Source organism: Sorangiineae bacterium MSr12523, assembly GCA_037157775.1.
GTDB lineage: Bacteria > Myxococcota_A > Polyangia > Polyangiales > Polyangiaceae > Pendulispora > Pendulispora brunnea.
Genome location: CP089982.1, coordinates 9,690,723 through 9,703,866, shown reverse-complemented (window position 1 = coordinate 9,703,866; position 13,144 = coordinate 9,690,723). Strand labels below are relative to the sequence as shown.

13 protein-coding genes are annotated in these 13,144 nt (G+C 62.9%); 9 read left to right on the top strand and 4 right to left on the bottom strand.

The annotated features are described in order from the left end of the window. Positions 1-307 precede the first annotated feature (307 nt). The 7 genes from LZC95_37870 (at position 308) to LZC95_37840 (ending at position 7,828) form a co-directional block, all read left to right on the top strand. Entirely contained in the window at positions 308-1,696 is a 1,389-nt protein-coding gene (locus tag LZC95_37870; protein ID WXA92211.1) for an HEXXH motif-containing putative peptide modification protein, read from the top strand. Beyond that, positions 1,693-2,850 carry an HEXXH motif-containing putative peptide modification protein gene (locus tag LZC95_37865; protein WXA92210.1) on the top strand — a complete coding sequence of 386 codons (1,158 nt, stop codon included), beginning with the start codon at positions 1,693-1,695 and terminating at the stop codon, positions 2,848-2,850. The genes LZC95_37870 and LZC95_37865 overlap by 4 nt, the downstream gene beginning before the upstream one ends. Then, the gene (locus LZC95_37860) at positions 2,847-3,128 is read left to right on the top strand and encodes a hypothetical protein (GenBank protein WXA92209.1); all 282 of its coding nucleotides are present in this window, start codon (positions 2,847-2,849) and stop codon (positions 3,126-3,128) included. Before LZC95_37865 ends, LZC95_37860 begins: the two co-directional genes overlap by 4 nt. Before the next feature lie 12 nt (positions 3,129-3,140). Then, entirely contained in the window at positions 3,141-3,290 is a 150-nt protein-coding gene (locus LZC95_37855) for a hypothetical protein (protein WXA92208.1), read from the top strand. Positions 3,291-3,351: 61 nt separating this feature from the next. Continuing rightward, the gene (locus tag LZC95_37850) at positions 3,352-4,803 is read left to right on the top strand and encodes an FAD-binding oxidoreductase (GenBank protein WXA92207.1); all 1,452 of its coding nucleotides are present in this window, start codon (positions 3,352-3,354) and stop codon (positions 4,801-4,803) included. Positions 4,804-4,895: 92 nt separating this feature from the next. Next, a complete protein-coding gene (locus LZC95_37845; protein WXA92206.1) occupies positions 4,896-6,428 on the top strand; it encodes an FAD-dependent oxidoreductase in 1,533 nt (510 codons plus the stop codon). A gap of 185 nt (positions 6,429-6,613) precedes the next feature. Beyond that, on the top strand, positions 6,614-7,828 hold the full coding sequence (locus tag LZC95_37840; GenBank protein WXA92205.1) for a hypothetical protein: 1,215 nt from the start codon (positions 6,614-6,616) through the stop codon (positions 7,826-7,828). Here LZC95_37840 and LZC95_37835 read toward each other — a convergent pair. Then, the gene (locus tag LZC95_37835; protein ID WXA92204.1) at positions 7,810-8,649 is read right to left on the bottom strand and encodes an AraC family transcriptional regulator; all 840 of its coding nucleotides are present in this window, start codon (positions 8,647-8,649) and stop codon (positions 7,810-7,812) included. The genes LZC95_37840 and LZC95_37835 overlap by 19 nt on opposite strands. A gap of 157 nt (positions 8,650-8,806) precedes the next feature. Here LZC95_37835 and LZC95_37830 point away from each other — a divergent pair, with 157 nt between their 5' ends. After that, positions 8,807-9,655 carry an isocitrate lyase/phosphoenolpyruvate mutase family protein gene (locus LZC95_37830; protein ID WXA92203.1) on the top strand — a complete coding sequence of 283 codons (849 nt, stop codon included), beginning with the start codon at positions 8,807-8,809 and terminating at the stop codon, positions 9,653-9,655. On the opposite strand, the gene LZC95_37825 is transcribed toward LZC95_37830, so the two are convergent. From LZC95_37825 to LZC95_37815, 3 genes are read right to left on the bottom strand one after another with little or no spacing between them, the layout of a single operon-like run. Then, positions 9,656-10,729, bottom strand: coding sequence for a flavodoxin family protein (locus LZC95_37825; GenBank protein ID WXA92202.1), 1,074 nt, complete (start codon positions 10,727-10,729; stop codon positions 9,656-9,658). 40 nt (positions 10,730-10,769) lie between these two features. Next, complete coding sequence (locus LZC95_37820; GenBank protein WXA92201.1) at positions 10,770-11,750, bottom strand: aldo/keto reductase; 981 nt, start codon at positions 11,748-11,750, stop codon at positions 10,770-10,772. Continuing rightward, positions 11,717-12,577, bottom strand: coding sequence for an EamA family transporter (locus tag LZC95_37815; protein ID WXA92200.1), 861 nt, complete (start codon positions 12,575-12,577; stop codon positions 11,717-11,719). Before LZC95_37815 ends, LZC95_37820 begins: the two co-directional genes overlap by 34 nt. Before the next feature lie 92 nt (positions 12,578-12,669). Here LZC95_37815 and LZC95_37810 point away from each other — a divergent pair, with 92 nt between their 5' ends. Continuing rightward, a complete protein-coding gene (locus LZC95_37810) occupies positions 12,670-13,140 on the top strand; it encodes an Lrp/AsnC family transcriptional regulator (protein ID WXA92199.1) in 471 nt (156 codons plus the stop codon). Positions 13,141-13,144 lie beyond the last annotated feature (4 nt).

Sequence of the window (13,144 nt, the reverse complement as noted above, 5' to 3'; positions counted from 1 at the left end):
TCGTACGTCATCCTCTAAGAAGATGATGTCTCTTCGCGCACGTCGAGAAAGAACGGAGAATTACGGAACGAGACGGCAGGGAATGGCCCGATCCCACGAGGCCGTATTCACTCTGCACACCTGGCGCCATTACGCATGAACGGAAGAGGCACTAGGAATCTTTTCTCGATGCAGATGGTAAGCAGCTTGGATCCTCGAACTCGGAGAAAAGGGATGCAGCAGCTCGAAGACGTGATTCGGCAGATCGACCGGCACCTTCAGCAAGATAAGCAAATTTGGCGCGTCCGAGAAAATCGTCGGCCGTGTCGTGGAGCGTTACAAATTTGCCCTGGATGTGTTCGCTGCCCGAGATCCGGGGTTTCGCGAGTTCGCGGCGCAGATCGAATCGTTGGACGAGGCCGCGGCGGACCGCTTCTTCGGTGATTTCCTGGTCCGCGCCGAATTGGAAATGGCGATCGAGCGACTGGAGACGGGCAAGGACGAGGCATGGGGAAAATCCCTATTTGCCGTGCTCGACATGGCGCTCGGTGCGATGTCGCAGCATCCCGAATCGACGATTTCACAGCACGCCATGGCTCGGCGATTCGTCGTCGGGCCTCGAAAGCAAACCTGGGTGTGGGATCTTCCGGACGAGTCGACCGCGATCGGCGACAAGCTCGGAGAAATCGTTCGCACGAGGTTCATGCCGGGATCCGACTGCACCTTCGAACCCATTCGTCCCACGCCGAAGATGGTGGAGAACCTGGATCGCGCCATTGCGCTCGCGCACCATCTCGTTCCGGAGATGACGTCGAGCGTGTTTCGGCATCTTCACTCGATCGCCATTGGGCACATTCGCGGTCCAGGAGGCCGGCGGCTCACCGGATCGGGGGGCGATCCGACGCCCTGCATGATCTTTCTCGATCCGGACGAATTGGAGAATCCGTGGGATACCGCGGGCCATATTTTGCACGAGGGCATGCACGTCAAGCTTGCCGATCTATGCCGTGCCGGCCACATCGCCGACGAAGATCGGGTCGAGTTGCCGTGGCGCGGGACGACCGCGCTCTCCAATTGCGTTTTTGCCTTTCATGCCTACGTCCACCTGCAAGTCTTTCGTGCTGCCGTGGAGCGTTTTGGTCCCGCGCACCATGCCGAATTCGGCGCGCCACAAGATTACAAGGCGCTGGCGCACCCGATGTCGGTCGTGAACACCAAGACAGGACCTTTCGCACGAGCTGAACAGAGATTGGATCACTATTACCAGCAACTGGTGGGCGCCTGGGCACGAAGGGTTACTCCCTACGGACACGCGCTCGTCGCCTGGGCATGGGATGCCCTCCGTCCGCTGAACAGGCGGCTCGCGTCCGAGCCGGCGCATGCCGGCTCGAGCCAAATGGCGCCCAAAGGCAGCATGACGGAAGCTTCGTCGGCTCGATGCGAGCGCCGCGACGATGTCCTTCTTCGCCGCTCGCCCCGCTGCAGTGCGCTTTTCGCTTTGGAGCCGCGCTCACACAAGATCCTGACTTTGAACCTGCCGGCGTGGCTCGCGTTCGAGCTCTGCGACGGGAAAACCGAGCGCGAGATCCTCGCCGCGTATGCGTCGTCGATGGATATCCCGGCGGAGAGCGCATGGACCGAGCTCTCTCCGACACTCGACGCGCTCGCATCGAGTGGCATGATCATGCGCGACGCGCTGCAGGGGAGTGCGACATGACGGACGGCTCGGCGCATCTGGTCGGGACGGCGGACGAAACCCTCGTGCAGCATGCGCAGTTCGGTGATTCGACGAAAATCCTGGCAAAGGTTCTCGCGCGCTACCGCTTTGGGGTGGACCTTTTCGCCGAGCGCCTTCCGGCGGTCGCGCAGATTGCATCCGCCGTCGAGAGATTGAACGACGTCGACGCGCGCCGCCTCTTTTGCGATCCATTGGTCCGTCTCAAATTGGAAGAAGCATTCTCCGACTTGGAAGGGCGCCGTTTGGCGTCGCCGCACCCGCTGGAGGCATTCCTGGTGCGGGCACTCGAAGCGCTTCCTCTCGGGCTTTGCGAGTCGCACATGCCCTCGCATTGGCCCATTCGCTCCGAGCACCCGAAATGGTTGTGGGCGGTGGCGGACTCGGACGATGCCCACGCCAGGGAGCTCCACGCGGCATTCGATGGCATCTTCGCCAAGGATTCCAAAGGCGGCGGTGGCGTTCTGTTGAACCCCGATGCGGCGTCACGACGAAAGATCGAAGAGGCCATCGCGCTGTTGTCGACTTTGTTGCCGCACTCCGGGGCAGCTGCCCTGAGGCATATCGATGCCATCGCGCTTCTCCAGGCGAAAATCGAAGGCGGAACGGTATTGTCCGCGGCCGGGGGCGATGTAACCCCGTCGACGGTCTTTCTATCCCTGGAAGAACTCGGCAATCCTTGGGACATCGCCGGCTGCCTGTTGCACGAGGGACTTCACATGAAGCTCTTCGACGCGGGGCGTTCGCTTGCATTGGCGACGGCTCCGGCCGAGACGATTCAAGTCCCCTGGCGCCCGGTGCGTTGGTCCATCGTGCGCGCGGTTTATGCGTACCACGTTTACGTGCATCTATCGCTCTTCAAGGCCGCTGCGCTCGTTGCGGAGAAGTCTACAATCGAGCAATTTGGCAATCCAGCGGACTACGTTTCACGGCCGCACGCCATGTCCGTGGTGAACAACGGCTCCGTCTCTCGTTTCGGTCGATCCATCGACCGCGCCCGCTACCTCGGCGAGCAGCTTTTGGGGCCGTGGTCCCATCTTCTCTCGGCGCAGGGAAAATCGCTGGTCACATGGCTCTCGAGGGCACTCGCACCGGTCTCGAACGATGTCTTCGGTGATTCGACGGAGCAAGCATGAGCGACGAACCGAAATATCGAAAGGTCGACGGACTAAGGACACGCCCCGTCGAGGTGGCCGGATGCTTGATGGCATTTTCGCCTCTCGCCCCGAAAATCCAATGGCTCGACTTGGGCGCGTGGTTGATTCTCGAGCTTAGCGATGGCCGAAGCTCGCTCGAAATCGAACGCGCCTATTTCGAAGTCATGGGCAAAGAGACGGAAGAACTGCGCCGCCAGTTGCATCTGGGGCTCGACATGCTCGTTCGCAGTCAATTGATTGAACACGATAACGCATGAATGGAGTGCGATATGAACAAGAATAGAGAGTCGAACTGGTTGGAGACCGTCAAGCAGCTGGTCAAGGAGCAGGACGACGTTGCGGCACCGACGGTGACCTGCGGTTCCAGCGAAGAGCGCAAGTGGTGGCCTCCGTACGCGGTTCCCGAGAAGAAGCAGTAATCCAAATTGGGCTACGGGCTCTCGAAGCCCGTAGCCCGAAGTTCGAGAAGTCAGGAGCAACGTGGATACGTACGACATCGTCGTGGCTGGAAATGGAGCGCTGGGTCTCGCGACTGCGCGTGCACTGTCGCTCGAGGATGCGAGCTTGCGTATCGCCGTCGTGGGGCCGAAGGGCCGGCCGGCGGGAGCATCCGCCGCGGCGGGGGCGATGCTCGGCTGCTACGGTGAGGTGACCGCAGCGCTGTTGCGCACGGAACAGGGCCGCGCCAAACACGCGAAGAGCGTGCTCGCATCGCGCCTGTGGCCCGCCTGGCTCGAATCCATCAACGCCGAGGTGTCGGCGGAGCAACGCCTCGCGATCACGCCGGGGACCTTCGTTTTTTGCAATTCGAAATCGGGCACCATCGAGGACGCGAGCTTCGCCGCGATGCAGAAGGCGCTCCAGGAGAGCGGCGAGCCTTGGGAAAATGCCGACCAGAATCGGATCCCGGGCATGAATCCGACAGGGGATGCTCGCCCCACCCGCGCATTGTTTCTGCCGGGTGAGGGCTGCCTGGATGCCAGCCGGTTGCTTTCGGCGTTGACCACCCTGGTGGAGCAATCGCCGAACCAGACCCTCATCGATGGGGCGGTGACGAGACTCGATGTTCGAAACGGGCGCGTGACCGGTGTGACACTGGCCGATGGTCGGACCATCGCGGCGTCGCAGGTCGTGCTCGCGATGGGAGTCGGTACCCAAGCGGTGCTCGATGAGCTCCCCGAGCTCGCGCGACGCATCCCGCGCATCTTTTGTGGGGGCGGCACGTCCCTCCTCCTTGAGGCGCAAACACCGTCGCTTACCCACGCCGTGCGGACGCCCAATCGCGCATTTGCCTGCGGTCTGCATGGATTGCCGCGCGGTGGCAATCGGCTTTACTTCGGCGCGACGAACATACTTTCGGTCAAGCCGATGACACGGACGTCCCCCGCGGACATGTTCTTCATCCTCGATTGTGTGCTGGAGCAAATCGATCAAGATCTTTGCATATCCGAGCTCGTGGGCTGGCAAACCGGGAATCGACCGGTCACCGTCGACACCTGCCCGCTGATTGGGGGCACCTCGCTGGAGGGTTTGTGGCTGCTCACCGGCACCTACCGCGACGGTTTGTTTCTTTCGCCTTTGCTCGGTCAGCACATCGCGAAACGCATCCGCGGTCAGCGCGGCCTGTTCGACGAGACGTTTCTGCCCGAGCGCAAGCCCGTCGTCCTATGGACACGCGATGGCGCCCGCGCCGAGGCCCTCGAGCACTTCATGGCGATGGGCTGGGAGCACAGTATCGAACTACCGAAGATCGGTTGGCACCGCCTGTTCGAGCGCACCTACAAGGAACTGCTGGATTCGCTCTACGACGAACTCGGCGAAGAGGAGTTCATCCTTCCGCCCGAGCTTCTGGCAATTGCGGCCAGCAATCGCAAGACAATGGTACCGTTCTTCCGAAACTATTATGCGGAAGTCCGCAAGGCCTGGTCCTAGGCGGGTGAGACGGACAACGAAGCCGTGCCGCTGAGGGCCGCCCTTGGTTGCCTCTCCGAAAGCGCGTAGCATCGACTCGGAGGTGCGAAACCATGGGCGGTGGAGACACGAAGCTCGCGGGGCCCGATCTCGCGGCCGGGATCGGTGTTGGGGAATTGGGCGATGGCGCCACGTTGCTCGGGCATGCGCACGGCGAGGCCGTGCTCGTGGCACGTCGAGGCGGCGAAGTCTTCGCGATTGGTGCTACGTGTACCCACTACGGGGGACCCTTGGCGGAAGGGCTGCGTGTGGACGATACCGTCCGCTGCCCTTGGCATCATGCGTGTTTCTCGTTGCGCACGGGGGAGGCGGTGCGCGCGCCCGCGCTCAATCCGGTCCCGTGTTTCGAAGTCGAGCAACGAGATGGGAAACTCTACGTGCTCGGCAAGCGTGCTCCGGCGGCGAAGCGCGCGCCGGACGGCGCACCCGCGTCGGTGGTCATCGTGGGGGCCGGAGCTGCGGGCAATGCAGCCGCTGAAATGCTGCGGCGCGAAGGGTATTCCGGAAAGGTGACGATGGTGGGGACCGACCCATCGCTGCCGTGCGATCGACCGAATCTATCCAAAGATTACCTTGCAGGCACGGCACCCGAAGAATGGATTCCTCTGCGTTCTCCTGATTTCTACAAAGAACAAAACATCGAACTTCGACTTGGCGTAAACGTCGAGCGCATCGAGCCCGAGACGCGCAACGTCGTTTTTACCGACGGATCGCGTCTTGGCTATGGGGCACTTTTGCTCGCCACGGGCGCCGAGCCCATTCGCCTGCAGATTCCGGGCGCCACGCTGCCGCACGTGCACTATCTGCGAACGCTGGCCGATTGCCGCGCGATCATCGCGCGATGCGAAGGCGCAAAGAAGGCCGTCGTGGTGGGCGCCAGCTTCATTGGATTGGAAGTCGCGGCGTCCTTGCGCACCCGCGGCCTCGAGGTCGCCGTCGTTGCACCGGAAAAGAGGCCACTGGAACACGTCATGGGCGCGGAGCTCGGCGATTTCATTCGCGCGCTGCACGAAGAACACGGCGTCGTATTTCATTTGGGCCACACCGCCAAGAGCATCGACGAGAAAGTCGTTGTTCTCGACAATGGGGAATCGCTCGAGGCCGATCTCGTCGTCATCGGCATCGGCGTCCGCCCCAACGTGGACCTCGCCGAGCGTGCGGGCCTGATGATCGACCGCGGCGTCCGCGTCGACGCCCACCTGAAGACGAGCTCTCCAGGAATCTGGGCCGCCGGCGATATCGCACGATGGCCAGATCCCCACACGGGCCAGAACCTCCGCATCGAACACTGGGTCGTAGCCGAACGACAAGGCCAGATTGCCGCATTGAACATGCTGGGCCGCGCAACCCTTTGCGATATCGTGCCGTTCTTCTGGAGCCAGCACTACGACGTAGCCATCTCCTACGTCGGCCACGCCGATCACTGGGACCGCATCGACATATCGGGCAACCTCGCCCAACGCGACGCCACCGTCGCCTTCCGCGCAGGCAACAAGACGCTCGCCATCGTCACCCTCGGCCGCGACGTCCAAAGCCTCCAAGCCGAACGCGCATTCGAAGAGGGGACCGGGAAAGAGGCTTCCTAACGGGGCGGGAGCGAGGCGCCGGCTGGGGTGCAGCCGATTCAGGGCTGCAGCCCAGTCGCCTGAATCGAACCTGCGAGTCCGTGCGCGCCACTAAGCTCGTAAGCCCATCGTCATAGATGGCATCGAAGGTGCAATGGCTAGCGACTTGGAAGCACGGGGAGGATTGTGCCCGAAGGAAGCCATTGGTGATTCGATCCGTCTACTTCGTTGCTGCGGTCGCCATCCTCTCACTCGTGGGGTGCAAACGAGGGCCCACGTACCATCGCGACGTTGCGCCGATCGTGGCGCGGCGATGCATTCGTTGTCATTCCGGTGACGGCCTGTCGGCGCTGCCGCGGCTCGATAGCTACGAGAACGTCGTCAGTGCGGCGCCCAAGATCAAGTACGCCGTTCAACGCAGGATGATGCCGCCGTGGGGCGCCGACGATACGGGCATCTGCCGCACGTGGCGCGATGCGCTGTGGCTCGGCGATGCCGAGCTTTCCACCCTGGTCTCATGGACCGAGACGGGAACGCCTGCGGGTGAACCCGTTGGGCATGCGCGGGTGCGGCCCGATCCGATTCCCGAACTCGCGCACGTCGACACCACACTGGACCTTGGTTTCGACTACAAGCCGGGGCTCGGCCCCACGTCGTATCGATGTTTCGTCGTGGATCCGAATCTCGATCGCGATCGGTTCCTCACCGGAATTCGCGTCCGATTCAGCGATCCACGCATGCTCGCGCAGATTACCCTTTTTGCACCGCAAACCATGGCCGCAGAGGCCGATGCCCTCACGCTGGACCAGGACGATCCTGCCCCCGGGTATTCCTGTTACGGCTCGCCCCGGGTGGATCCTGCGACCCTCGTTGCGAGTTGGACATGGTCCACCCCGGCGCAGATTTTCCCGCCCGGAACGGGAATACGGCTGGCGGCCCACCGCAAGCTGGTGGCGCAAGTTCATTACAATGTCATGACCGCCGGGCTCAGTGCGTCGAGCCGTACGGCCATCGATCTGCAGTTCGACGAGGGCGTTCGCGAGGCGCAATTCCTCCCGCTGTCGCCGCGTGGCATCCAGCTCGCGCCGGGCAAGACGTACGCGGAAGCCTCGGGCGAAATGACCATGACGGCGCCCACCACGATATTTGGCGTGGCTCCCCGGATGCACTCCCTGGGGCGCACGATGCAGCTCGATCGCTTTCACGGTGGCGCATCTCCGAGCTGCGCCGGCAACTTCGACCATTGGGATTTCTACCGCCAGCGCCTCTTCACCTACGACGAACCGCTGCGCGTCGAAGCTGGCGATCGCTTGCGTGTATCCTGCATCTACAACACGGAAGGGCGGGCGGACCCCGTCCTCCAGGGGGAGGACATTCGCGACGAAGAGTGCACCGCGTATCTCTACGTTGCGCCGCCGTAACCTCGTTGCAATTGCGGAAATGGGCGCCGATCCCCGCGCGACGCCTTTCGGTATTGCCTCGGTGAGCACCCGATCTCGCGACGAAATGCATTGATGAAGTTCGATAAATCGCCGAACCCCACGTCGAAGGCAATTTCGGTTACGGGCTGGTCCGTCGCGCCGAGCAGTTCGACGGCCCGGCGTACGCGCGCTTGCATCAAATAGCGATACGGCGTGACGCCGAGCTCCCGTTTGAACAATCGCAGAAAGTGGTACGGGCTGAGATCCGCCGCCTGCGCAATGTCATCGAGGTGAAGCTCCTCGGACGACGAATCCTCGAGCAGCGATAGCGCGGCATAAACGTTGTCCCGCGCGCGCCGGCTGTCCGGCGGAAGCTTCGGCGGCGGCCGCAACCCCGTTTCGTCGAGCACGCAGGCCGCCAGAGAAAAGGCCAGCTCCTCCAACCCGAGTGCGGGCGATGCCCCGCCGAGGCGCAGCTCCGTAAGCTGGCGGATAGCATCCGCGCGCGGCAGGGGCGGCAGCACGGAGCGCGAGAAATAGCGGCCGCCGGCGCGTGAACGGCCCCCGGCAAGCTCGTCGAACGCTGCTTCGTCGAAGTGAAATACGATACACTCGTCGCCACCGGCATGCTCGTGCGAAATCTCGTACGACCGGCCTGGATCGCCGAGAAGGAGAAACCCGCGCGTGAGCAATTGCGTGCGGCCCTCGCTTCGAAATCCGAATACTCCGGACTGCACGATGGAAATCACCGGCTTTTCGAATTGCTCCGCCTCGGGTGGATCGCCCCGGTGTGCGCCACATCGGTAGCCGGAGACGCGCACGGCCCCTTCTCTCTCGAATTCTCGACTCGAAACCGGCATCGTCCAACGCTTAGAGGCTGGCAGGCTCCGCGTCGAGGCCCGGGGGCGCGATAGCAATATCTTCCAAGTCGGGACCGGGGAGCATCCCTACGATGGCGGTAGACCAAAGGAGAACGCGATGATCCGGCCCTCGATGGACGAAAAGGCAGCGAAATTCTCACGGATGCACGACGCGGGATGCTTCATCTTGCCCAATGCCTGGGACACCCCGAGCGCCCTGCTGGCGTGCGAAGCTGGATTTGGCGCGGTGGCGACGACCTCCGCGGGTGTGGCGCTGGCGCACGGTTTTCCCGACGGCGAGCGCATTGGCCGCACCCGCATGCTCGAGGTCGCGGGCAGCATCGCGCGCCGGTTGCCGGTTGCGGTCACGGCCGATCTCGAGGCCGGCTATGGCCCCGAGCCCGAGGACGTGGCGGCTTCGATTCGGGCAGCCATCGACGCCGGCATCGTGGGGTGCAACATCGAAGACACCGATCCACGCAAAGGTGCGTTGTTCGAATTGGGGTCCGCCGTGGCGCGTCTCCGCGCCGGCGTCCGTGCGGCACGGGATGCCGGTCTCGCCAACTTCGTACTCAATGCGCGCATCGACACCTTCTTCGTCGGCACCGGTTCCGCCGAGGAGCGCGTCGCGGAGGCCATCCGGCGCGGAAATGCCTACTTGGAGGCGGGCGCACGTTGCGTATTCGTTCCCGGGCCGGTCGACACGGACACCATTGGTGCCCTGGTCAAAGGCATCCAAGGCCCGCTCAATGTGTGGGGCGGGGTCGGCGACCGGCTCGCCCCCGTGGAGTCGCTGCGTGCCCTCGGCGTACGACGCGTGAGCCTTGGGGCTGGGCCCATGCTCGCGACGTACGCCTTCACCAAGCAGCTTTTCACGAACGCTGCCGCGAATCGCGATGTCACCTTCGACGGCGCGGGCAGCATGTTTGGCGAGCTCACGAAGCTGACGCAAAAATACGACGTGTGATCACTTTGGCCTGGGGCGTCTCAGCGACGCTCCAGGTCGTTCGATTTTTCCTGCCCGCAACAGACGAACCGCGGCGGCAACGGTCATCGCGGCGTTTTCCACTTCCAGCATGAGCGCCGTATCTCGGTCGAGTGCATCGTGGCTGGTGGCATACGGTTCGTAATATCCAATATATCGGTCGAGCGTGGCGTGCTTGCCTGCCTCCACGAGGCCCATCCACGTGAGCCAATCGGAGAGGGCGCGCCGGACATTCTCCGTTCCTGCGACATCGCCATGGACGACCACCCCGAAGACGCGTCCGGCGAGGTGTTGCGGATAGTCCCAACCATCGAGCTCCACCGCTTTTGCCTTCTTTGGATCTTTGCCGCCGGTCAACGTGGGATCGGGATTCCCTCCGTCGGCGCAGACGAGCCGATCGAGCATCGACTTGAGTCCGGATGGAACCTGATACCAGTACACGGGGGTGACGAGAAGGACACCGTGGGCGCGCGTCCATCGCTCGTAAATTTCGTTCATCCAATCGCCAACCTGGCCCAGCCCGTAGTTGGGATAACAAGAGCAAGGCCAGTGGCAGAGCGGCATCGCCGTCGACACGCATGCTTTGCAAGGATGAATCGTACGTCCATACTCCGAGGCAAGTAGGGATAGGTCGAGAACGTCCACCTCGAAGTCGCTTTCCGCGGCGATCTTCGCCTCGACTGCCTTCACGAGGCGCCATGTCTTCGAAACTTCACTTGGGCAGGTGCCATCGTTTCGCGAGGCCCCGCAGATCACCAAGACGCGGGAAGCGCTCTTCGGATCGCGATGCTTCTCCGCGGCCGCTTCGATGCGAGCTTTGGCCTCGAGCCAGTCGACGGAAAGCTCGTACGTTGGATCGGCATACCCCGGGCCCGCCACCCGCGTACGGGGAGATTTTCGACTGCCTCGATAGGCCCGCCAGGCGATTTCTTCCAGTGTGTCGATACTCGAACGGGCCGCTTCGAACTCGGGATCAGCGAATTTTGCACGAAAGCGGCGCCGGAATTCGGCGCGCTCGAGCTTGGGCGGAGCCTGTCCCTTTCGGATTTCCGTCATTCGCAAAGTGCATTGCACGATGCGTGCTCGAAGGAATGGCTCAGGAATGACCGCGGACCGTATGCGGCCGATAGGGTGCCTCCAACTGGGCGATTTCGTCCTGCGTCAATGCGAGCTCCACGGCCGCAATGGCGTCGTCGACATGGTGCATTTTGGTCGCCCCCACGATGGGCGCACACACTCCACGCTTTCCGAGTAGCCACGCCAGCGCGATGCGCGCCGGCGGAACGTTTCGCTGCGCGGCGACGCGGGACAACGCCTCCACCACATCGAAGTCCGCCTCGGTGTACAGCTCATTGGCATAAGGATCGTTGCCCGCGCGAACCGTTTTCAGCTCACCGCTCCGGGAGCGCGCGCCTGCCAGCAGCCCGCGCGCGAGCGGACTCCAGGGAAGGGCGCCCACCCCCTGATCGATGCAGAATGGCAGCATCTCCCGCTCCTCCTCCCGATAGACCAAATTGTAATGGTTCTGCATCGACACGAACCGCGTCCATCCTCGCGCGTCGGCGGTGTATTGCGCTTTGGCGAATTGCCACGCGTACATGCTCGATGCACCGATGTACCGGGCTTTGCCCGCACGGACCACATCGTGCAACGCCTCCATGGTCTCCTCGATGGGCGTTTCGTAATCCCAGCGATGGATTTGATACAGATCGACGTAGTCGGTGCCCAGCCGTCGTAGCGACGCATCGATGCTCGACAAAATGTGTTTTCGCGATAGCCCGCGGTCGTTCGGCCCCGAGCCCATCGGGTAATAGACTTTGCTCGCCAGGACGTAATCGTCACGACGTGGAAAGAGCTTGCCCAGAAGCCGCCCCGTGATCTCCTCGCTGGCTCCGTCGGAATACATGTCCGCGGTGTCGAAGAACGTCACCCCCGCCTCCACGGCCCGACGCACGAGGGGCTCGGCCTCGTCGAGCTCGAGATGCCATGCCCGTGAGCGCTTCGTGCCGTAACTCATCATGCCGAGCGCGATACGCGATACCTTCAGGCCGGATGTTCCAATTCGTGCGTATTGCATGCATTCTCCTGTTCGCGGGGACGGGACTGATGTAGGGCCACGCCGGCGATGATCAATGCCACCCCACCCAAGTCCGTCGACGTCGGTACCTGCCGCAATGCGAGCAGCCCAACCACCGTGGCCGTCGCAGGAAGCAACGAGAGCAGCAGCGCAAACGTGGACCGCGGAAGCCGGGCCATGGCCAATTGGTCGCACACGTAGGGAATGACCGAGGACGAAATGCCCACACCCACGGCCGCGCCCAGCAACATGGGACTGCGAAAGGCAGGCATCGCATCGCGAATCCCCACGGGCAATGCGACCAACATGGCCACGAGCATCGCCGCCCCGAGCCGATCGATCCCGCTGCGCGCCGCGATGCGATGCCCGAGCACCACGTACAGCACGAAGAGCGCGCAGTTCGCGAAGGCAAACACGTAGGCGAGGGGATCTCCCGCGAGCCGAACGCGCGTCAGTGCATACACGCCCGCCGTGGCCAGCGCGAGGGCCAGAAGGTTGCGCCGCGTCCGCGCCCCGGCGGCCGCCAGCGCAATGGGACCGAGAAACTCGATGGCGCCCACCGTCCCCAAGGGAAGCCTTGCGATGGCCAGATAGAAGCACACGTTCATCGCCGCTAGAACGACGCCCAGCGCCACGATGGTCGTATTCACGTAACGCCAGGGCCGCCGCCACACCGCGAAGATCGCACCCGCGGTGGCAATGCGCAGCCATGCCACGCCCAGCGGACGAATCTGGGCAAACAGGAGAACGGCAAACGCGGGCCCCAAATAATGAAACAGCGCGCTGCACAGGAAAAAGGCATGCGGTGGAATGCGTCTGCGGGTCACGGCATGCAGATTGGTGCATGCATGCCGATCGCGCTATCATGCTTCAAAGGTAAACGGGCGATTTTGCCTTTGTTTTGAAAGGAGAAATGCGATTGAGCCTAAAGACCATGAATCTGGTCCGCGATCCCTGCAACGCGGAGCTTCTCCGGCTCCTGCAGGACGACCCGCGCATGTCCGTTTCCGAGCTGGCCCGGCGCGTGGGGATGTCCGCCCCGGCGGTCAAGGAGCGCGTTCAGCGCTTGGAGGAGGCAGGGATCATCAAAGGCTACCGCCTGGAGCTCGACCCGGCCGCCTTGGGACTGCCCATTACCATCTACGTGCGTGTGAGGCCTGCCCCGGGCAAGCTCCCCAAGGTGGCGGAGCTTGCACGGTCGATGCCGCAGGTCGTCGAATGCCACCGCATCACCGGCGAGGACTGCTTCATTATGAAGATCCACATCGATGCGTTGGAGAACCTGGACCGTATCCTCGACCGGTTTCTGGCCCATGGCCAAACCACAACATCGATCGTGCAGTCATCTCCCGTGCCACTGCGCCCACCGCCTTTGCCCCCCTCCACTTAAAATG